The sequence below is a fragment of the Buchnera aphidicola (Panaphis juglandis) genome, assembly GCF_964059065.1.
Classification (GTDB): Bacteria; Pseudomonadota; Gammaproteobacteria; order Enterobacterales; family Enterobacteriaceae; genus Buchnera_L; species Buchnera_L aphidicola_AM.
This window is the reverse complement of sequence record NZ_OZ060378.1, coordinates 161045-184678: the sequence shown is the minus strand read 5'-3', so window position 1 is coordinate 184678 and position 23634 is coordinate 161045. Positions and strand designations below refer to the sequence as shown.

Annotated in this window: 19 protein-coding genes; 8 read left to right on the top strand and 11 right to left on the bottom strand. The window is 24.4% G+C overall.

Going from position 1 to position 23634, the window contains the following annotated elements; translation table 11 throughout:
* Nucleotides 1-16 precede the first annotated feature (16 nt).
* The 5 genes from bamA to rpsB all read right to left on the bottom strand — a co-directional run bounded on the left by bamA (nucleotide 17) and on the right by rpsB (nucleotide 5547).
* The gene (bamA, locus tag AB4W46_RS00865; RefSeq protein WP_367678658.1) at nucleotides 17-2422 is read right to left on the bottom strand and encodes an outer membrane protein assembly factor BamA; all 2406 of its coding nucleotides are present in this window, start codon (nucleotides 2420-2422) and stop codon (nucleotides 17-19) included.
* 156 nt (nucleotides 2423-2578) lie between these two features.
* On the bottom strand, nucleotides 2579-3136 hold the full coding sequence (gene frr / locus AB4W46_RS00860) for a ribosome recycling factor (RefSeq protein ID WP_367678657.1): 558 nt from the start codon (nucleotides 3134-3136) through the stop codon (nucleotides 2579-2581).
* Nucleotides 3137-3213: 77 nt separating this feature from the next.
* Entirely contained in the window at nucleotides 3214-3933 is a 720-nt protein-coding gene (pyrH, locus tag AB4W46_RS00855) for a UMP kinase (protein ID WP_367678656.1), read from the bottom strand.
* A 59-nt stretch (nucleotides 3934-3992) separates the two neighbouring features.
* Nucleotides 3993-4787, bottom strand: coding sequence for a translation elongation factor Ts (gene tsf / locus AB4W46_RS00850; RefSeq protein WP_367678655.1), 795 nt, complete (start codon nucleotides 4785-4787; stop codon nucleotides 3993-3995).
* 112 nt (nucleotides 4788-4899) lie between these two features.
* Complete coding sequence (rpsB, locus tag AB4W46_RS00845; protein WP_367678690.1) at nucleotides 4900-5547, bottom strand: 30S ribosomal protein S2; 648 nt, start codon at nucleotides 5545-5547, stop codon at nucleotides 4900-4902.
* Nucleotides 5548-5809: 262 nt separating this feature from the next.
* Here rpsB and map point away from each other — a divergent pair, with 262 nt between their 5' ends.
* The 8 genes from map (at nucleotide 5810) to erpA (ending at nucleotide 13800) form a co-directional block, all read left to right on the top strand.
* Nucleotides 5810-6601 carry a type I methionyl aminopeptidase gene (map, locus tag AB4W46_RS00840; RefSeq protein ID WP_367678654.1) on the top strand — a complete coding sequence of 264 codons (792 nt, stop codon included), beginning with the start codon at nucleotides 5810-5812 and terminating at the stop codon, nucleotides 6599-6601.
* 61 nt (nucleotides 6602-6662) lie between these two features.
* Entirely contained in the window at nucleotides 6663-7487 is an 825-nt protein-coding gene (dapD, locus tag AB4W46_RS00835) for a 2,3,4,5-tetrahydropyridine-2,6-dicarboxylate N-succinyltransferase (RefSeq protein WP_367678653.1), read from the top strand.
* Between the two features lie 184 nt (nucleotides 7488-7671).
* A complete protein-coding gene (gene ilvB / locus AB4W46_RS00830) occupies nucleotides 7672-9384 on the top strand; it encodes a biosynthetic-type acetolactate synthase large subunit (protein ID WP_367678652.1) in 1713 nt (570 codons plus the stop codon).
* 14 nt (nucleotides 9385-9398) lie between these two features.
* Nucleotides 9399-9872 (top strand): acetolactate synthase small subunit, encoded by a 474-nt coding sequence (ilvN, locus tag AB4W46_RS00825; protein ID WP_367678651.1) that lies wholly within the window; start codon nucleotides 9399-9401, stop codon nucleotides 9870-9872.
* A 49-nt stretch (nucleotides 9873-9921) separates the two neighbouring features.
* On the top strand, nucleotides 9922-10854 hold the full coding sequence (gene rsmH, locus AB4W46_RS00820; protein WP_367678650.1) for a 16S rRNA (cytosine(1402)-N(4))-methyltransferase RsmH: 933 nt from the start codon (nucleotides 9922-9924) through the stop codon (nucleotides 10852-10854).
* Nucleotides 10855-10953: 99 nt separating this feature from the next.
* Nucleotides 10954-12216 carry a cell division protein FtsA gene (ftsA, locus tag AB4W46_RS00815; protein WP_367678649.1) on the top strand — a complete coding sequence of 421 codons (1263 nt, stop codon included), beginning with the start codon at nucleotides 10954-10956 and terminating at the stop codon, nucleotides 12214-12216.
* Between the two features lie 26 nt (nucleotides 12217-12242).
* Nucleotides 12243-13397, top strand: coding sequence for a cell division protein FtsZ (gene ftsZ / locus AB4W46_RS00810; RefSeq protein WP_367678648.1), 1155 nt, complete (start codon nucleotides 12243-12245; stop codon nucleotides 13395-13397).
* Between the two features lie 58 nt (nucleotides 13398-13455).
* A complete protein-coding gene (gene erpA / locus AB4W46_RS00805) occupies nucleotides 13456-13800 on the top strand; it encodes an iron-sulfur cluster insertion protein ErpA (RefSeq protein ID WP_367678689.1) in 345 nt (114 codons plus the stop codon).
* Between the two features lie 614 nt (nucleotides 13801-14414).
* Here erpA and lpdA read toward each other — a convergent pair.
* The 6 genes from lpdA to AB4W46_RS00775 all read right to left on the bottom strand — a co-directional run bounded on the left by lpdA (nucleotide 14415) and on the right by AB4W46_RS00775 (nucleotide 23565).
* A complete protein-coding gene (gene lpdA, locus AB4W46_RS00800) occupies nucleotides 14415-15833 on the bottom strand; it encodes a dihydrolipoyl dehydrogenase (RefSeq protein WP_367678647.1) in 1419 nt (472 codons plus the stop codon).
* A gap of 65 nt (nucleotides 15834-15898) precedes the next feature.
* Nucleotides 15899-17116, bottom strand: a complete 1218-nt coding sequence (locus AB4W46_RS00795; protein WP_367678646.1) for a 2-oxo acid dehydrogenase subunit E2 — start codon at nucleotides 17114-17116, stop codon at nucleotides 15899-15901.
* Nucleotides 17117-17131: 15 nt separating this feature from the next.
* On the bottom strand, nucleotides 17132-19795 hold the full coding sequence (gene aceE / locus AB4W46_RS00790) for a pyruvate dehydrogenase (acetyl-transferring), homodimeric type (protein ID WP_367678645.1): 2664 nt from the start codon (nucleotides 19793-19795) through the stop codon (nucleotides 17132-17134).
* Nucleotides 19796-19937: 142 nt separating this feature from the next.
* Nucleotides 19938-20981, bottom strand: a complete 1044-nt coding sequence (locus AB4W46_RS00785; RefSeq protein ID WP_367678644.1) for a GMP reductase — start codon at nucleotides 20979-20981, stop codon at nucleotides 19938-19940.
* Between the two features lie 98 nt (nucleotides 20982-21079).
* Nucleotides 21080-23380 carry a preprotein translocase subunit SecA gene (gene secA / locus AB4W46_RS00780; RefSeq protein WP_367678688.1) on the bottom strand — a complete coding sequence of 767 codons (2301 nt, stop codon included), beginning with the start codon at nucleotides 23378-23380 and terminating at the stop codon, nucleotides 21080-21082.
* A gap of 23 nt (nucleotides 23381-23403) precedes the next feature.
* Nucleotides 23404-23565, bottom strand: a complete 162-nt coding sequence (locus AB4W46_RS00775) for a hypothetical protein (RefSeq protein WP_367678643.1) — start codon at nucleotides 23563-23565, stop codon at nucleotides 23404-23406.
* Nucleotides 23566-23634 lie beyond the last annotated feature (69 nt).

The following is a 23634-nucleotide window of genomic DNA, read 5'->3' as shown; positions in this document are numbered from 1 at the left end:
AACTATTTTAAAAGAATCACCAATTATTTTTAATATTCAATTGAAATGGTTCTAAAATATCTCTACAATAATGTAATATTGGATAAGCATAAGAGAATACTAAGGGACCAATTGGAGAAATCCATGTCAATTCAATACCAGTTGTAACATGTACAAAATGTGGATGACTATAATTTGTAATTTTATAATACACATTTTTAATAGTATTTTTCCAATCTGTATTCCAAATATTACCAATATCTATAAAAAATGTTGTATGAAAAAAACGATCATAATAATGATTAAAAATATAAAAATTTGGAATTATAAAATCCATTTTATTAACAAAAAATATATTTCCACCAAAATGATTTTGAAAACCATGATTTAATTTTTTTGTTTTATAAGATTTATTATTACAAATTCTAGAATCAAAATTACTAGGTCCTAATCCTAAATTAATAAAACCACGAAGATTATTATCATCTTTTAAATAAAAATTTTCATAAACTGGATAGTTTACATGATGAAATGGAGAAATAAAACCAATTCTTAATCTCTCATGAGAAACACATCTAATATATTTAAAAAAAGAAAAATATCGTTCAAAAAATAATAACTCTTTATGATAATGATTTATAACATTAGAAAAATAAATATTTTGATGAAATGATAATTTATTACCATAATTTGGAAACAAAACTTTTGGTACACTATTATAAATAAATGAATAAGAAATCGAAATTTTTGAATGATCATAATTTTTTAAATTATGATTATTAAAATGAATATTAAAAAATTTAAAATTATTCCACAAAGAACATGTATGTATTTTTTTTATAGAAAAATCATGATAATTATAAAAATAAAAATTAATTAAACTATTTTTATAAAAATAAAAATTTATCTTTTCTTTCATGCCATAAATATCATTACTAGATAAAATAGAATCTGTATTATAGATGATATGATTATAAAAAAACTTACTCATCCATGTTACGTTATTTAATACATTTGGATATTTAAATTCATAAAGAACATTATTTTTTCTATTGTTATGAAAAATATTTAGTTTTGTTAATATACCGTAACCAAAAATATTATTATTACTAATTTTAAAATTACAATTTGGACCATAAGATAAATCATAACCAAGTTTCATATTAAGAGCATGAGAATTTTTATTCTGTACCTTATATACAACATCAATTCTATTGCGATTATGAATAATATGAAGATTAAAAAAAACATTTTTCACATATCCTGAATTTTCAAGAATATATTTACCTTGTTTTATGACACTTAAATTTGCATAAGAACCGATTTTAATATTTTTTAAAAGATGGTATAATACAAAATTTTTTGTAAAAGTATTACCTTGAATATGTATAGAATTTACAACCATCCTCTCACCAAGAGAGGTATACATATGTACAACAACACTATGTTTAATATTATTAATTTCAGTTTGAAAATAGCAATTGCATTGTAAAAATCCAAAATTAAAATATAAGGTTCGTAATTTATTCTGTATTTCAAAAAATTGATATACATTATATGGATCTTGATAAAAAACTTTTGAAAATAAAGAATTCAAATCAATTATATCACTTCTAAAATTTCCATGAATTAATACCTTTGATACATAAAACTTTTTACCTTCAAAAATATTAATGTATATATTCATACTCTTTTTATCACTTGATAAAACTAAAGTAATTTTCTTAATAAAAAAATCAATATATCCATGTTCATAATAAAAAGATTTTAACAATATTAAATCTTTACGAAAGGTATCATCATTATATTTATTAGAAAAAATTAAATTTTTTAAGAATCCAGAATAAGAATGAAATAAGGATATAAGATCAGAATTTAAAAAATCGTGATTTCCAATAATATTAATATTTTTTAATGTTGGACAAGTACCTTCTATTAAATTTATATTAATTAAAACAAAATGATCATTTATTAATTTATAATCAATATTAATTTTTGTATAACATATACCAATATTATGATATAAGCATTGTATAATATGTTTCAAATGTATAATTTTTTTTATATCAAATACGTGATTAACTTGTATTCCAAAACATCGACACGCATTTAAAATAGAAATAGATTCTAACTTATAATTTCCATTGAAAATAATATTTGAAATAATCGGATGTGTATTTAATATAAAAAATACAGTTTTATTAATTTCAGAAATTGTAATATGATTAAAAATTCCTGTTTTTGATAATTTAAGATATGTATTACCAATATCACTAATTTTATATTGATGATTTACTTTATAATTCAAAATAACATTTCTAGCAATATTATCTAAACCAATAAAATCTATTTTTTTAAAATCATCTGATGGTTGAGCAAAAACACTAACACTATAGAAACAAAAAAATAAAAATAAAGAATACCGAATAAAAAATATTTTCATAATTTACTTAAATTTTAATAATAAATAACATCATCATTATTAATAATGCGAATTATAATTTACATTATTAATAATATGGTTTATAAAAACATATAATTATATTACATCACACTATATATTTATTCTATAATATTATGATGACAATTTATGAATTATTTATATTTTCATCATGACAATTTTTTTTTTTGATAATATGTCATTAATTTTATTAATATATTTATCAGTCAAATCTTGTATTTCATTCTGTATAATGCGTTCAGCATCACTACTAATTAATTTATCTTTTACAAATCTTTTTAATTTATCATTTGCATCACGTCTTATAATTCGTATATTAATACGACTCTTTTCAGATTCGGATTGAATTAATTTAAATAATTTATTTCTTCTTTCTTCAGTCAAAGGAGGAATAATTATTCTGATAACATTATCATGAACAATGGGATTTATTTCTAATTTTGAATGAAAAATCTCTTTTTCGATTATTCGAATCATGTTACGATCAAATACACTTAATTTTAATGTATTAAAATTTTCGATTGTAATATTAGATAATTCTTTTAATGGAGTTTTTAAACCATAGTAATCCACCTTAATATCTTCTAATACTTTTGATGACACACGATTAGTCCTTATATTATTAATATTTTTTGTAAATCTTTCTATACAAGAATTCATTTGTTCTGTAATATTTTTTATGATATCACTTTTCATATATTTCCCTCATTATATGGAATTAAATACAATTTATCCATGATATAACATAAAAATTAATAATACTCGTATCAATATTAATCAATATCTTTAATAATTGTTCCTTCATGCTCGCCTCTTAAAATACGGAATAAAGCATTTTTATGATTAATATTAAAAATACAAATTGGAATCTTATAATCACGAGCTAAAATAAATGCTGTTAAATCCATAATTTTAAACTCATTTTTCAAAACATCCTGATAACTCAACTGATGAAAAAAAACTGAATTTTTAGAATTATTTGGATCATTGGAATATACTCCGTCTACTTTTGTTCCTTTCAAAATAATATCAGAATTGGTTTCAATAGCACGTAAACACGCTACAGAATCTGTTGTAAAAAACGGTTGTCCAAGACCTCCACAAAAAATTACAACAACTGATTTTGATAATAAATGCAATGCCTTCTCTAAATTATATTCATTACACATATTATGTGTAGCAATCGCAGACATTAGATATACCGGAACATTACATTTATTGAAAAGATCTTTTAAAAACAATCCATTAATTACTGTAGATAACATACCAATGTAATCACATGTAACTCTATTGATCCCTAACTTTAATAACGAAACTCCTCTAAATAAATTTCCTCCACCAATTACAATACTAACTTCTACTCCTTTATTTAAAATAAATTTAATATCACGAATAATATCATGAATAACATCATCATTTATTTTTGATTTATTAATACCTTTAATAACTTCGCCACTAATTTTAAAAACGATACGTTTATATATAAAATTCATACTTTTTCATTCACAATCTTTATAATATTCATGATAATAATATTATACTAAAAAATATTTTAAATGTCTTCACCTAGTTCAAAACGAGCAAACTGTAAAATTTTTATGTGATTATCTTCCAGAAAATCTTTAACTTTTTTTGAAATATCAAAAATAAAATTTTGTTCTAATAAACAAATATCATTAATAAATTTTTCTATACGACCGTGAACAATTTTTTTTGAAATTAATACAGATTTTCCTGATCGTAATGCAATATTTAATTGTATTTTTTTTTCTTGTTCAATTAAAGAATTAGGAATATCATCTCTAGAAATAAAATCTGGTCGTGAAGCTGCAATGTGCATCGAAACTTTTTTTAATAAATCATTTTTTTTACTACTTGCATGCAGTATCACACCAATACGATCATGATGCAAATAGTCTGAAATATTATCTCCAAATAATACAAAAAACCTACGAATAACAATATTTTCATTAAATTTTGAAATTAATAACAATCGTTTTTTTTCTAAAACACATTTTAATAACGCTATATCCTTAATATTCTTATCATGCGCAATAACTAAAGCATCATGAACAAAATTTACAAAATCATCATGTTTTTCAACAAAATCTGTTTCACAATTTACTTCAATTAAATAAGCGTGATTATTAATAACGTGAGTTAAAATAATACCACGAATCGCAATATTATTAATTTTATTATTTGCTTTGATTTTTTCATTTTCTTTTAAAATCATTATTGCATTTTCAATGTTTCCTTTAGATTTTATTAATGCATTTTTACATTCTATAATACTAATACCAGATTTTAATCGTAATTTTTTTATAAGATCAATATTAATACGCATGAATATAATATTCCTCAAAATACAATATAAAACATATAAGAATAAAATATATAAAATATAATTAAAAATAATTATATGTATAATGTAATAAAAATATACTTTATAAAAAGTATCATTGTGATATATAATCTACAATAATTTTTAAATATAAAGTAATTGCACGAATCGCATCATCGTTACCAGGAATAATAAAATCTATACCATCTGGACTAGAATTCGTATCTACAACAGCAAATACTGGAATTCCTAAATTATTTGCTTCTCTAATAGCAATACGTTCATGTTGTGCATCAATAATAAAAATAACGTCTGGTAAACCACCCATATTTTTAATACCTCCTAAACTATTTTCTAATTTTAACAATTCCCTCATCCTAATTAAACCTTCTTTTTTAGTTAGCTTAGATAAAGTTCCATCCTGCATTTGCATTTCTAAATTTTTTAATCGATGAATTGACTGACGAACAGTTTTCCAATTCGTTAACATGCCTCCCAACCATCTCCGATGCACATAAAATTGATTACAATTCATAGCTGATATTTTAATAATATTACTTGCAGACTTCTTAGTTCCTATAAATAAAATTTTTCCTTGTCTTGTATAAACTTTTTTTAATTCTAATAGAGCAGTATTAAACATAGGAATCGTTTTTTCTAAATCAATAATATGTATTTTATTACGTATTCCAAAAATAAAAGATTTCATTTTAGGATTCCAATAACGAGTTTGATGACCAAAATGTACACCAGCCTTTATCATGTCACTCATAACCGTTCTTTTCACAATAATAATCTCCATTAAAAAAATAAAAATATATTAACATTATATTATATTTTAAAATTAATAATTAGTATTCTATATAAATAATGTATTATTATCAATAAATTCATAAAAATTAAATTATTTCAAAAAAATCAATATTTTATAGTAAAAATCGATAAATAATATACAATAAAAATACTTTCAACAATATTATTTAATGTATTATAACATTTTATATTAAATAAATATAAGTTCAAAAATGAATATTTATATAAAAAATACTAAAGAAATTAAAAAAATGAGAATATCTGGAAACTTAGCAAGTAATGTTATGAATATGATTTCTAAATATGTTATTCCTGGAACTACAACTGAACAATTAGATAATATTTGTCATGATTACATAGTATATGAACAAAATGCAATTCCAGGATGTTTAGGATACCATGGATTTCCAAAATCTACTTGTATTTCTGTAAATAATACCGTATGTCATGGTATTCCAAGAAAAGATCAAATATTAAAAAACGGTGATATTGTTAATATCGATGTTGCAGTGATAAAAAATAAATATTACTCTGACACTTCTAAAATGTTTATTGTTGGTGAAACTAATACATTATCTAAACAACTTTGTCATGCAGCTAAAAAAAGTTTATACATCACATTCAAAAAAATTAAACCAGGAATACCTGTCAATATCATTGGAAATACAATACAAAACTATATTGATAGCACTCCATTTTCTATTGTTAAAGAATACTGCGGTCATGGTATTGGAAAAAATTTTCATGAAAAACCATATATTTTACACTATAAAAATCAAGACACCACAATCTTATTTAAAAAAGGAATGATATTCACAATTGAACCAATCATTAATGCTGGTACTTGTGAAGTATTTTGTATGAATGATAATTGGACAATCTGTACAAAAGATGATCAATTATCTGCACAATATGAGCATACTGTTTTAGTTACTAAAAATGGTTGCGAAATTTTAACTAAAAGAACACAAGAAAAAATACATAAAAAATATATTAATATATAAATTTTCATCATTATGAATATTATATGTATAAAAAATTCATCCATCATCAGAGTTGAAAGTAATGAAAACACTAAAAACAATAATTGATAAAGCTTTTGAAATAAAAAATCAAATTAATTCTTATAATGTTAATCATGAAACAAAAAATGCTATTGAAGAAACAATTAATTTACTTAATCAAGGTATACTACAAATATCAGAAAAAATATCCGGGAATTGGATTACACATCAATGGTTAAAAAAAGCAATTTTATTATATTTTTGCATTAAAAAAAACAAAATAATATCAGATAAAAAAAATAATTTTTATGATAAAATTCCATTAAAATATGAAAAAACAACAGAAAAAGAATTTAAAAAGAACAATATTCGAATTGTTCCACCAGCAACAATACGAAAGGGAGCATTTATTGGAGATAACACAATCATTATGCCATCATTCATTAACATTGGATCATATGTTAACAGCAATACTATGATCGATACGTGGTCTACAATAGGTTCATGTGCACATATTGGTAAAAATGTGCATATTTCTGGAGGTGTAGGAATTGGAGGTGTATTAGAACCAATACAAAATAACCCAACTATTATTGAAGATAATTGTTTTATAGGAGCAAGATCCGAAGTTGTAGAAGGAGTACTAATAGAAGAAGGTTCAGTACTTTCTATGGGTGTATACATTGGGAAAAGTACAAAAATTTACAATCGTATGACAGAAGAAATTACTTATGGAAAAATTCCTTCAGGTTCAGTTGTTGTTCCTGGAACTTTGCCATCTAAAAATAAAAAATATAATCTATATTGCGTAGTAATCGTAAAAAAAGTTGATTATAAAACATTAAAAAAAGTAGAAATCAATCAATTATTAAGAAATATTGATTAATAAATATAGTAAAATATTCAGATCCAATAAAATATTCATGGATCTGAAATACATATAAAATATAAAAAATACAAAACCCAACTATGTTGTTTTTATAAAATTAAAATTATCAGTAGTAATGATCATAAAAATGTTAATTTAAAACAACATTAAATCCATCAGTAATATAATTTAAGGAAAAATAATGGAATTATTATCAGGATCAGAAATGGTAATTCGTTCATTAATTGATCAAGGAACAGAATATATTTTTGGATATCCTGGAGGATCCGTATTAGATATTTATGATGCATTAAAAAACTACAATAATATTAAACATATTCTTGTTCGACATGAACAAGGTGCTACACATATGGCAGATGGATATGCGAGATCTACCGGAAAAATAGGAGTAGTATTAGTAACATCAGGACCAGGAGCTACAAATGCAATAACAGGAATTGCAACAGCATATATGGATTCTATACCAATGATTATTATATCTGGTCAAGTAGACTCTGCTTTAATAGGATATGATGCATTTCAAGAATGCGACATGATTGGTATTTCAAGACCTATTGTAAAACATAGTTTTTTAGTAAAAAATACTGAAGATATTCCTATAGTTTTCAAAAAAGCATTTTGGTTAGCTTCGACTGGGAGACCAGGTCCAATTGTTATTGATCTTCCAAAAAATATCCTAAATAAAAATAAAAAATACAAATATATTTGGCCAAAAAAACTTTATATTAAATCATACCAACCAATTAAATCTATAAAAATATGGAAAATAAAAAAAATATTAGATATTTTATTAAAAGCTAAATATCCAATTATTTATTTAGGTGGAGGTATCATTAATTCAAATAGCACAAAAGAAATAAAAAGTATAGTAGAAATTTTAAATATTCCAGTCACAACATCATTAATGGCACTAGGTGCATTTCCAGGAAAACATCCTCAAAATTTACAAATGTTAGGAATGCATGGAACCTACGAATCAAATATGGCAATGCATTATTCTGATGTTATTTTAGCTATCGGTGCACGATTTGATGATCGAACTACCAATAATCTCGAAAAATATTGCCCAAAATCAAAAATATTACATATTGATATTGATCCAACATCAATATCAAAAACAGTGACAGCAAATATTGCAATTATCGGTGATGCAAAAAAAATATTAAAAAAAATGTTAAATATTTTACAAAAACAAATATACCCTTTACCATCACATCGTTTGAAAAAATGGTGGAATATGATCTATAAATGGAAAAATGTAAAAAGTTTAAAATATAAAAACGATAATTTCACAATTAAACCACAATTTGCAATAGAAACATTGTGGGAATTAACAAATGGTCAAGCATATATTACATCTGATGTCGGACAACATCAAATGTTTACTGCATTATATTACCCATTTAATAAACCAAGACGATGGATTAATTCCGGAGGTTTAGGAACAATGGGTTTTGGTTTACCAGCAGCTCTAGGAGTCAAATTAGCCTTTCCAAAAGAAACAGTAGTATGTATTACTGGAGATGGAAGCATACAAATGAATATACAAGAGTTATCAACTGCTATGCAATATGAATTACCGATTCTAATCTTAAATTTAAACAATCATGCTTTAGGAATGGTAAAACAGTGGCAGGATATTATTTATGAAGGAAGACACTCACATTCATATATGAAATCATTACCAAATTTTGTAAAATTGTCTGAATCATACGGTCATATTGGAATCTCAATTATGAAACGTGATGAACTCAAAGAAAAACTAAAATATGCACTACAAAAAATAAAAAATGGGAATTTAGTATTTGTAGATGTAAAAATTGATCATTCCGAAAACGTATATCCTATGCAAATACGTGGAGGAGGAATGAATGCAATGTGGCTACGAAAATAAGGAATACTATATTTATGAAACAAATATTATTAATATTATTAGAAAATGAATCCGGTTCATTATCTCGAGTAATAGGACTCTTTTCACAAAGAGGATATAATATCGAAAGTATTACTGTGTCACCTACTGAAGATACAACAATTTCTAGTATGACTATACAAACAAATGGTGATAAAAAAATCATTTCACAAATTGAAAAACAATTACGTAAATTAATTAATGTATTAAAAGTACAACAAATCCAACAAACAAAATATATTGAATGTGAAATTATGTTAATTAAAATAAAAAATTCAGGATATGACATTCAAAATATGAAAATCATAATAGATATTTTTCATGGAAAAATAGTACACACACATTACAACACATATATTGTAAAAATTATTGGCACAAATAAAAGAATCAATGAATTTTTAAAAATGATAAAAACAACATCTAAGATTATTGAAATGTCCCGTTCAGGAATAATAGGAATAGAAAAATAATAATCTCATACATAAATTATCTACTTTGAATGTGAGTTATGTACATAATATGAATACAAAATTACATAAGAGTGTTTTATTAAAAGAAACAATACAATCATTAAATATTAAAAAAAATGGAACATACATTGATGGAACTTTTGGATCTGGAGGACATTCATTAAATATTCTAAATAAACTAGGACCAAAAGGAAAACTTTATGCAATTGATAGGGATCTTGAAGCGGTAAAAATTGCAAAAAAAATATCAGATCCTAGATTCCATATTATACATGGAAACTTTTCAAATATTGATTTATTTTTTAAAAAAAATAAAATAAAAAAAAAGATCGATGGAATCATATTAGATCTAGGAATGTCAACAATGCAATTAATGTCAAAAAATCGTGGATTTTCATTTAAAATAAATGGACCATTAGATATGAGAATGAACCAGAAACAAGGAATATCAGCAGCACAATGGATCAACTCAAATAATAAAAAAACCATTGCAAATATTTTAAAAACATTTGGAGAAGAACGATTTGCAAAAAAAATAGCTAAAAAAATTGAACTATATAAAAATATTAAACCCATTACAACAACCGAACAATTATCAAAAATTATAATGAAAGTTAAAACAAAAAAAAACCAAAAAAAACACCCTGCTACTAAAAGTTTCCAAGCAATTAGAATTTTCATTAACCAAGAACTACAAGAACTCCAAATTTTTCTCAAAAAAATCCTTAATATATTGAATAAAAAAGGACGAATATCAATAATTAGCTTTCATTCATTAGAAGATAAAATTGTAAAACAATTCATGTTAAAAAATAGTAGTATTAATGATATCCCAATGGGAATTCCAATTTCAGAAAAACAAATCAAAAACATGTATCAGAAAAAAATTAAAATCATAAATAGAATTTTCCCAAATATTATAGAAATCTTAAATAATCCTAAATCAAGAAGTGCAATTTTAAGAACAGCAGAATTACAATAACAATTTATCAAAATTTTATTGTATATAATATAAAATCATAAACTTTTATTCATACAAAATCTATACAGTTTTGAATCATGGAAACAGGCTAAAAGTATCATGATAAAAAAAAAAAATAAAAAATTAATAGTAGGATTAGAAATTGGATCTACTAAAATTGTTGTATTAGTAGGAGAGCTTTTAATCAATAATGTAATTAACATTGTTGGTATAGGACAGTGTCCTGCAACGGGAATTGATCAAGGAAATATAAAAAACCTAGAATCAGTTATATTATGCATAAAAACAGCAATATATGAAGCTGAAACTATGGCAGAATGTAATATTTCAAACGTATATCTATCATTATCAAATAAATATTTTAAGTGTAAAAATGAAATAGGTATTGTACCCATTAACAATAATGAAGTTACTAAAATTGATGTAGATCGTGCAATACATACAGCCAGATCAATAAAATTAAAAAATGATTACAGTATATTACACATTATACCACAAGAATATTTAATAGATCAAGAAACTGGTATAAAAAATCCTATTGGACTTTCTGGATTTCGTATGGCTGCAAAAGTTCATTTAATCACATATAAAAAAAAAATAAAAAAAAACCTGATAAAAGCGGTAAAAAAATGTAATCTAAAAGTAAAAAATATCATATTCTCAGGAATTGCTTCAAGTACAGCAATACTAACAGCCGAAGAAAAACAATCTGGTGTTTGTATGGTTGATATTGGAGGTTGCAATATTACAATTATAATATATATCAATGGATACATTCATCATACTCAAGTCATTCCATATGCAGGAAATACTGTAACAAATGACATTGCATATGCCCTGAATACAACATTTCAAAATGCTGAAATTATTAAAAAAAAATACGGTTCAACAATCTCATCATCGTTATCAACCACAAAAATTATTGAAATTTCTAATAATTATGGAATTAATAGCAAAAATATCCAAAAAAACATATTAAAAAAAATTATTGAAGCAAGATATGAAGAATTATTTAACATCATTAATAATATTATTAATAATATACAAAATAAATTATATGAAAATAAACAAAAATATATGTTAGATTCTGGAATTGTATTGACTGGTGGAGGATCAAAAACAAAATCTCTAAAGATTTTTGCAAAAAAAATATTTAATATGCCAGTACGAATTGGGTATCCAAAAAATATTACTACATACAATGATCAAATTCTGAAACCTCAATATTCAGGAGCTATTGGACTAATACAGTATGGATCAAAATTATATCATCATAAAAATCAAAATAGTAAAAAAAAAAGCTTAAAAAAATGGTTATGTAATTTTCAAAGATGGATTCAAAGAATTCTATACAATCAATAAATTAAAAATATTATAAAGGAGACGTTATGTTTGAACAAATTGAATTAAGTAATGATGCAATAATTAAAGTATTAGGTATTGGTGGAGGTGGAGGTAATGCTGTTGAACATATGGTGAAAGAAAAAATTGAAGGAGTAGAATTTTTTGCAATTAACACCGATTCACAAGCACTAAAAAAAATTGATGTTGACCAAACAATTCAAATTGGAAGTAATATTACAAAAGGATTAGGTGCAGGATCAAATCCTGAAATTGGAAAACATGCAGCGGAAGAAGATAAAGAAGCTATAAATAATGCTTTAGAAGGCGCAGATATGGTTTTTATCGCTGCCGGAATGGGTGGTGGGACCGGAACAGGAGCTGCTCCAGTAGTAGCAGCTATTGCAAAAGAAATGGGAATTTTAACTGTAGCAGTTATAACCAAACCATTCGTATTTGAGGGTAAAAAACGAATGATTTTCGCTGACCAAGGGATATTAGAATTGTCAAAATATGTTGATTCTCTAATTATTATACCTAATGATAAACTATTGAAAGTATTAAATAGAGGAATTTCTTTACTTGATGCATTTAGTGCAGCAAACAATGTTCTAAGAGGTGCAGTACAAGGTATAGCAGAATTAATAACAAAACCCGGTTTAATGAACGTAGACTTTGCAGACGTCAGAACTGTAATGTCAGAAATGGGGTATGCAATGATGGGAACTGGTTTATCTTCAGGTGAAAATAGAGCTGAAGAAGCTGCCGAAATAGCAATTTCTAGCCCATTATTAGAAGATATTGATTTATCTGGAGCAAGAGGAGTATTAGTTAATATAACAGCAGGTGTCGATTTAAGGTTAGATGAATTCGAAACAGTAGGTAATACTGTTCGATCCTTTGCTTCTGATAATGCTACTGTAGTGATTGGAACATCATTAGATCCAGATATGAATGATGCATTGCGTGTCACAGTTGTTGCAACTGGAATTGGTTCTGATAATCAAAATAAGACTTCTATTTTGTCTAAACAAAAACATTTAAATAAAGAAACATCATCTACAGACTATCGCTATCAAAATTTTAGCTCTTATATTAAACGACCAAATCAAAATAAAATACATCAAAAAACAGAAAAAAAAATAAACAATAAATTAGAAACTAATTATTTAGATATTCCAACTTTTTTAAGAAAAAGATAAAATAACTATCCTTGAATTTATTAAATTTTATAAAAATATCAAAAATATGAACATCGACATCGATCACAAAAAATTAAAATTAAAATTTACAATTCATGCAAGTAATAAAATTTTAAAAATCATTAATAAAAATAAAAATAAAGAAAAAAATTTAAAATTTAGAATTTATATCATTGGTGGTGGTTGTAATGGATTTCAATACAAATTTAAAATGGATCAAAAAATTAACAAAAATGATATAATAATGAAAAAAAACTTTCCTATTATTATTGATTCTATCAGTTTACAATATATTCAAGGTGGTAAAATTGATTACCAAGAAACATTAGAAGGATCAAAATTTATAATATCCAATCCAAATGCAAAAACTACTTGTAGTTGTGGTACATCATTTAGTATATAAAAAAACACATCTTATTTTTAAATTCATAGTATAAACCACACTTCAAGTAAAATATTTAATCATAAAAATAATGATATAAATTTTATTTATATTATTAAAAACATTAATTTATAAGTAAAAAATGATAAAAAGATTTAATGACATTATTTAAAATATTATAAAATCTATTTAAAGTAAATAATTTATATTACATACAATGAAAAATTAAAAAATAGATATTAAAAATTTTATCAAAAATACCATAATTTAAATTTTTAAAAAATATCATGATATTATAAAAATAAAATATACTTAATATCAAATTTTAAAAAATTGCATTGTATGTAAAAATCCATTTTCGAATGCTGTGATATTCTAAAACAGGTATTAAAAAAATTAAAAATAAAAAACTATTAATGCAATATTTATTAATAATAATTAAAATTATAAATATCATAAAATAAATAAATATATTTACGCATAAAATAGTAATATCATATAAAATAAAAATATCTAATAAAAAATAAAAGAAAAAATATTATTAATAGTAATAACAAAATTAAAATTAAATATCATAAATAATTATTTGAAAATAAAAAAATAATACTTTATTACTGATAATAAATCACTTATATTTAAAAATTATTTTTTATATTAATATCATCAGTAACAGTTCCTTGTATCTTCTGAGAAGTAATACCTATAGATTCAGATAAAGTAGGATGAGGATGAACAGTTAATGATATATCTTCTATATGACAACCCATTTCGATTGCAAGTGTAATTTCTGATAACAATTCCCCAGCTTGTCTCCCAACAATAATTCCACCAATAATTTTTCTTGTTTTTTTGTGAATAATTAATTTCGTTATACCATTAGTAGCAGATGTAACAATTGCTCTTCCAGATAACTTCCAATGAAAGCTAGCAACTTCATAATCTATATTTTTAATTTTTGCTTCATTTTCACTAATACCAACCCATGCAATTTCAGGATCAGTATATGCAACAGAAGGAATAGCAATAGGATCAAAATAATGCTTAAGACCAGATATAACTTCTGCAACAATTTGACCTTGATGTATACCTTTGTGGGCTAACATTGGTTGTCCAACAACATCACCAATTGCATAAATGTTTGAAATATTTGTTCGCATTTGTTGATCAACAATAATAAAATTATTATTATCCAATTTTACACCAATTTGATCTAAATTTAAATTTTCTATATTCGAAGATCGACCAATTGCAACCAATACAGCATCATACGACACTTTTTTTGTATCAATTCCATTCGATATGATTGCAAAAATATTATCGTTTTCTAAAACAATATCATCAATTCTAGTATTTAATAAAAAATTGAAATCTTGTTTTGCAGATTTTATAAAAATATCAATCACATCTTGATCTAAAAACGGTAAAATCTTATCACATCGATCAATTAAATCTACTTTGGAACCAATCGAACTATAAAAAGTTGCCATTTCTAAACCGATAATTCCTGAACCAATAATTAATAAATTTTTTGGAATTTTTTTTAAAGATAAAGCTTGAGTAGAATTCCAAATATATTTATTATCAATAGAAAAATTTGGTAATTTAATCGATTTTGAACCAGTAGCAATAATAACATCTTTAAAATGTACATGAATTCTTTCATTTTCATTAGATACTAATATTGTATTTTCATTTAAAAAACTACCAATTCCGTTTAATATTTTTACTTTACGATAATCAGACATATATTTCAAACCAGAAGATAATTTCTTCAAAATTTGATTTTTAGATTCATTAATTTTTTTTAAATCAATAGTTGGAGGATTAAAAACTACTCCTTGTTGAGAAAGTTCCCTAGATTCTTTAATAACTTTAGAAATATGTAATAAAAATTTAGAAGGAATACAACCAACATTTAGACAAACACCACCTAATTCATTATATTTTTCTACTAAAATTGTATTTAATCCCAAATCAGAACTTCTAAAAGCTGCTGAATATCCTGCAGGACCAGATCCAAGAACTAATACTTGAACATGAATATCTCGAACCATGTTTTTTGTCCTTAATAAAAATATTTTATCCATTTTAAATTAATTACAATATGAATAAAATAATTTTATATTAATAAATATCTAATATCACATAACAAACTATTTATATATGAAATAAAGCGTGCGCCTTCAGCCCCATCAATAATACGATGGTTATAAGATAAAGATAATGGTAATACTAATTTTGGTATAAATTGTTTTCCAGTCCAATATGGTTTATAATAAGATTTAGAAATACCTAAAATGGATGACTCAGAAGAATTAATAATTGGAGAAAAATATGTTCCACCAATCCCACCTAAACTTGAAATGGTAAAACAACCACCCTGTAAATCAGCAATACTTAATTTTCCTTCTCGAGCTTTATGAGATATAGAAAATACTTCATATGCAATATCTGATAAATTTTTTTTGTTTATATTATTAATTACTGGAACCATTAATCCACGAGAAGTATCTATGGCTATTCCAATATTAATGTATTTTTTTAAAATAATTTTTTCATTATCTTCAGAAATTGAACTATTAAAATAAGGAAATTTTTCTAACCCTTTAGATACTGCTTTTATTACAAAAGATAATGCTGTTAACTTCTTATCCTTTTTATTTTGTACTGATTGATTATATTTTAATCTAAATTCTTCTAATTCGGTAATATCCACTTCATCGAATTGAGTAACATGTGGTATCGTAGACCAATTTTTAAATAACAAATCTCCAGAAGCTTTTTTGATTTTATTAATTTTTACTTCTTCAATTTCTCCAAAACGATTATAACTTATATTTTTCAATCGATAATCGTGATTATTAAATAACAATTTTTCATCAGTATTATGATTAGTGTTAATAATATAATTATCAATATCTTTTTTAATAATTCTTTTATTTCTACCAGTACCAACAATTTTATTTAAATCAATATCTAAAGAACGACCTAACCTACGTATTAAAGGTGAAGCATATATTAAATGTTTTTTATTTTCATAAATATTATGATCTTGATTAATATCATCAAAAACAATATTTTTTTTATTTTTAATATTTACATCTTCCATAACATCTATTGTCATAATAACAGAATTAGTTTTTATGATATCCGAAATATTAACTATAATGTCTTTCACTGTACCGGAAAATGGTGATGGGATTTCCATAGAAGCTTTATCACCTTCGATAATGATCAAAGTTTGTTCTTTCTTTACAGAATCGTTTTTCTTAACTAAAATATCTATTACTTCTGCTTGATCAATACCAATATCTGGAATTTTAATTTTTTTATCCATAATATAACTCCTTTATTATACTAAACGTGGATTAACTTTTGTAGTGTCAATACCAAACTTTAATATTGCATCAGAAATAATATTCTTATCAATAATACACAAATTTGATAATTCAGTTAAAGCAGAAATAACAATATAATGCGCATTAACTTCAAAATACTGACGTAAATTTTCTCTACTATCAGATAATCCAAATCCATCAGTTCCTAAAACTCGATATGAAATCGCTGGAACATAATTACGAATTTGATCAGCAAACAATTTCATATAATCAGTAGCGGCAATTGCTGGAGAATGATTCATTACAGTTTTAATGTAAGGAATTTTAGAAATTTCATTAGGATGTAACATATTCCATCTTTCACAATCCTGACCATTACGAGCTAATTCTGTAAAGGATGTTACACTATATACATCAGATCCAATACTGTAATGTTCTAATAATATTTTTGCTGCTTTTCTAATACTACGTAAAATAGCTCCTGAACCCATCAATTGTATTTTACCACTATCACCATGAAACTCTTCTAATTTATATATTCCTTTCCTAATACCTTCTTCAGATCCTTTAGGCATTTCCGGCATTAAATAATTCTCATTCATTGTAGTAATATAATAATAAACATTTTCTTGTTTAGTACCATACATTCTTTTTAATCCATCCTGTATGATGATAGAAATCTCATAAGAATATGATGGATCATATGAAATACAATTTGGTACAGTCAAAAAATGAATGTGACTGTGTCCATCCTCGTGTTGTAAACCCTCTCCATTCAAAGTGGTACGACCTGAAGTTGCTCCAATTAAAAAGCCACGAGCTTGTTGATCTCCAGCAGCCCAACATAAATCACCAATCCTTTGAAAACCAAACATCGAATAATAAATATAAAAGGGTATCATAGGAAAATTATTATTGCTGTATGACGTAGCAGCTGCTAACCATGATGAAGCAGCACCTAATTCACTAATGCCTTCCTGTAAAATTTGACCATTTTTATTTTCTTTATAATACAATAATTGATGTTTATCTTGAGGAATATATTTTTGACCATTTAGATTGTAAATACCAATTTTTTTAAATAATCCTTCCATACCAAATGTTCTAGCTTCATCAGCAATAATTGGAACAATCCTTTCATTTAAAGGTTTAAAATTTAATAGAATATTTAATACACGAACAAAAGCCATTGTAGTAGAAATCTTTTTATTTCGTATTCTAAACATAGAATCAAAATCTTCTATTTTTGGTAGTATTAATTTTTCAGTAAAATTAGATAATCGACTAGGAAGGTAACCACCAAGTTTTTTTCTCATTTGGTGTAAATAAGAATACTCTATGGAATCCTTAGAAAAAGTAATATATGGTAAATTAGAAATATCATTATAGGAAATCGGTAAATCAAAACGTTTGATAAAATATTTCAATTCATTAAAATTCATTTTTTTAATTTGATGAGCAATATTTTTACCTTCTGCAAGGTCACCCATACCATAACCTTTTATAGTATGCATTAAAATTACTACTGGTTTTTCTTTTGACTGTTTTGCTTTTGTAAAAGCTGAAAAAATCTTTTTTGGATCATGTCCTCCTCTATTCAATGAAAAAATTTCATCATCAGACATATCTTTTACTAAATTTAATGTTTCTTGATATTTTCCAAAAAAATGTTTTCTAATATAAGCACCATTTTTAGACTTAAAATTCTGATAATCACCATCCAATGTTTCATTCATTAATTGTACTAATTTACCTGTATTATCTCTTTTTAATAATTCATCCCATCGATCCCCCCAAATCACCTTAATAACTTCCCATCCTGCTCCATAAAATAAACTTTCTAATTCATTAATAATTTTTCCATTTCCAATGACTGGTCCATCTAACCTTTGTAAATTACAATTTATAACATAAATTAAATTATTAAGTTTTTCCCTTGAAGCAATAGTAATAGCACCTTTCGATTCTGGTTCATCCATTTCACCATCACCTAAAAAAGCATATACTGTCCTATTTTTAGTAACTTTTAAATTTCTATTTTCCAAATATTTCAAAAATTTTGCTTGATAAATAGCAGTAATTGGGCTTAAACCCATAGATACTGTTGGAAATTGCCAAAAATTTGGCATTAATTTTGGATGAGGATAAGACGATAAACCATTTCTAAAAGTTTCTTGTCTAAAATTATTAATCTGATTCTCACTTAAACGACCTTCCAAAAAAGCTCGAGAATAAATACCTGGAGAAATATGACCTTGAAAATATACTAAATCTCCATCACACTGATCATTAGAAGCTTTAAAAAAATGATTAAAACATACTTCATAAATTGTGGCAGCAGATTGAAATGATGATAAATGACCACCTAGTTCTAAATTTTTATTTGATGCTCGTATTACCATGATTAATGCATTCCACCGCACTACAGATCTGATTTTTCTTTCTATCTTTAAATTCCCAGGATACTTAAATTCATTTTTTAAAGGTATAGTATTAATATAATCTGTAACTAATATATTAATATCATTAAATTCATTATATTGATTAAACTTTTTTATCAAATTCTGTATTATAAATTTTGCACGTGGCAATCCTTCTTTTTCGATTATTGTTTCAATTGATTCCATCCATTCAATAGTTTCAATAGGATCAATATCATAACTCGAATAATGCATCATACTTATACTCCTTAGTTTTATATACTAATGTATATTAAAAATTTATATTAAAATATACACAATGAATAAAAATTTAATAACAAAGATATTAATATATAATATCTTATATCTTAAAATGTCAAGTAACATATTAAAATTGTATTTAATAAGCATTAAAAATTTTATTTTCTTGTTCTGAAACACGAATAAACGTTGTTCGTTTTGTTAATTCTTTAATATTCTGTGCACCTACATAGGTACAAGATGATCTTAAACCACCCAAAATATCTGAAATTGTATTATTAATAGAACCCTTAAAAAGTAATTTTACAATTTTACCTTCATCAGTTTTATAATGATCAATTTTACCAGAATGTAATTCCATAGCATGTTTAGAACTCATACCATAAAATATCATAAATTTTTTATTATTTTCTATTATAATTTCCCCTTCACATTCAATATGACCAGCAAACATACCACCTAGCATTACAAAATCAGACCCAGCTCCAAATGCTTTTGCAATATCACCAGAATTTGTACAACCCCCATCACTAATAATATGTCCTTTTAAACCATGAGCAGCATCTGCACATTCAATAATAGCAGATAATTGAGGATAACCAATACCAGTTTTAGAACGAGTGGTACATACTGAACCAGGACCAATTCCAACCTTAACAATATCAGCACCAGAAAGGATCAATTCTTCTACCATTTCACATGTTACAACATTACCTACACAAATAACTTTATCAGGAAAAACAATTCTTATTTTTTTAACAAAAGATACAACATGATCTAAGTATCCATTAGCAACATCTATACAAATATATTTTAAAAGAGGTGATAATGATAAAATCGATTTTAATTTTAAATAATCAGAATTAGAAGTTCCTGTCGATACCATAATATAATTAAATACATTTGGTTTGTTATTAATAATAAAATTTTTCCACATACTAATACTATAATATTTATTTATTATTGTAAATATATTAAAATGTGATAATGATTTAGCCATACTAAATGTACCAACTGTATCCATATTTGAAGCAATAATTGGAATTCCTTTCCAAATAATTTTAGAATGTTTAAAAGATATATTTCTGAGTAAATTAACTTCTGATCTACTTTTTAACATGGATCTTTTAGGTCGAATCAAAACATCTTTAAAACCTAATTTAATATTTTCTTCAATACGCATAATATCCTTAATAAAAAATTATATAATTAATAATTAATAAATATATAATAATAAAAAAAATAAAAAAATATATTTTCAACATGAATCATAAAATATTATCATGAAAAGAATTTTTTACAAATATTAGTTACAATTTCATTTTTTAATTCACACAACATTCTAGAAAATACATCAAACGCTTCTTTCATATATTCCTGTGTTGGATTTTTCTGTGCATATCCTCTAAAATGTATTCCAGTTCTTAAGTATTCCATAAAAGATAAATGTTCTACCCAAAAAGAATCTAAGCATTTTAATATAATAATTTTTTCTATATTACGCATATTAAAATAAATGATTCGTTTTTCTAAATCTCGATAATTATTTCGAATAACTTTATAAACCTTATTTAAAATCCATGTATTAGAAATAACACTTGAATTATTTTTAATAATTATAGAAATTTTTATTTTACAATACAAATTATTTTTACAAATTCTCTCTATATTATCTACATTCCAATATTTTCTTGAAACATAATTAGAGCAATTTTTATTAATGATCTCATATAAAAATATTAATATATTTTTGAAAAATATATGTTTAGTATTTTGATATTCCAACACATTATTACGAATAGAATAAAAGATAATCCTTTGTTGATTTAAAACATTATCGTACTCTAATAATTTTTTACGAATTTTAAAATTATAATTTTCAACTTTTTTTTGTGCATATGAAATAGAATGAGTTACCCAAGAATGATTTAAAGGTTCACCAAAATTTATTCTAAACTTACTGATAAGATCTTTAATATTTTTTGAAATAAATATCTGTATTAAAGGATCATCAAGAGAAAGATAAAAACGTGAAGAACCTGGATCACCTTGACGTCCTGATCGACCTCTCAATTGATTATCAATCCTCCTGGAATCATGACGTTCTGTTCCAATCACATGTAAACCACCAGAAGCAATCACCAATTGATGTTCTTTTTTCCATTTTTTAAGTATCTGTATATCATGCAATCTAGAAGTATTAATATTTTTTTTGATAGATCCACCTAAAATAATATCTGTTCCACGACCTGCCATATTAGTAGAAATTGTTACCGCTCCCAATCTCCCAGCTTGCGATATAATATTCGCTTCTTTTTCATATAATTTCGCATTTAAAACATTATGATTAATATTAATATTAATTAATTTTTTAGAAATTATTTCAGAATTTTTAATGGACGTTGTACCAACTAATACTGGTTGTTTTCTTAAAACACATTGTTTAATATCTTGAACAATAGCTTTAATTTTTTCACGTTCAGATATGTATACAACATCAGAAAAATCCTTTCGAACCATGGGACGATTAGTGGGTATAATCACTGTTTTTAAATTATAAATTATTTTAAATTCTCTCTCTGAAATATAAGCTGTTCCTGTCATTCCACAAATTCTTTCATATAAACGAAAATAATTTTGAAATGTGATCGATGCTAATGTTTGATTTTCATTTAAAATAGTAACTTTTTCTTTTGCTTCAACAGATTGATGTAAACCATCTGACCAACGGCGATCTAACATCATTCGTCCAGTATGTTCATCAATAATTATAATTTTTTTATTTTGAACAACATAATCAATATCTTTTTTAAATATTACATGTGCACGTAAAGAAGAAATGATGTATTTAATTAATGTAAATTTTTTTTCTGAATATAGTGATTCACGTTTATCTAGCAATGAATGATTCAACAAAATATTTTCAAATTTTTGAAAACCATCTTCTGTTAAAAAGATTTGTTTATTTTTTTTATCAACTACAAAAAAATTATTTTTTTTCAAAAAAAAATTCTTCTTTTGATCATATAAAAAACTCTGAACAACACTATCAATTAAAGAATATATTTCAAGATTTTCTTCGAAGGGACCTGAAATAACCAAAGGTGTTCGTGCTTCATCAATTAATATAGAGTCGACTTCATCAATTACTGCATAATATAATCCACGTTGAACCCGATCATCAGAACAAAGAACCATATTATCACGTAAATAATCAAAACAAAATTCATTATTAGTTCCATATGTAATATCAGATGCATATGCTCTTTTTTTATTTTTAATAGAAATACTAGACGTATTTAGTCCAACTGTTAATCCTAAAAATTTAAATAATTCAGAATTATGTTTAGAATCACGATCTGCTAAATATTCATTCATTGTAATTATATGTACACCATAACCCTTTAAAGAATTTAAGTATACTGGTAACGTAGAAGTTAAAGTTTTTCCTTCACCAGTTCTCATTTCTGCAATACAATTTTGATGCAGTACAATACCTCCAAAAATTTGAACATCAAAATGACGCATATCAAAAACTCTTTTACTAGCTTCACGTATCGTAGCAAACGCTTCAGGTAATATATCATCTAATGATAAACCTTTTTTTAACTGGTATTTAAAAAACTGAGTTTTTTTTTTAACTGTAAATCTGATAATTTACAAAATTTATTCTCTAAACTATTAATTGTATTTATGATATTTTGAATTTTTTTTAAATTATTATCATAAATATTTTCAAAAAAATATTTAAATATCTTTGAAATCATAAAATTGATTCTCATATAATAAAATTAATATTATTTTTTAATATAATTATTAAAAATATAATATCATGA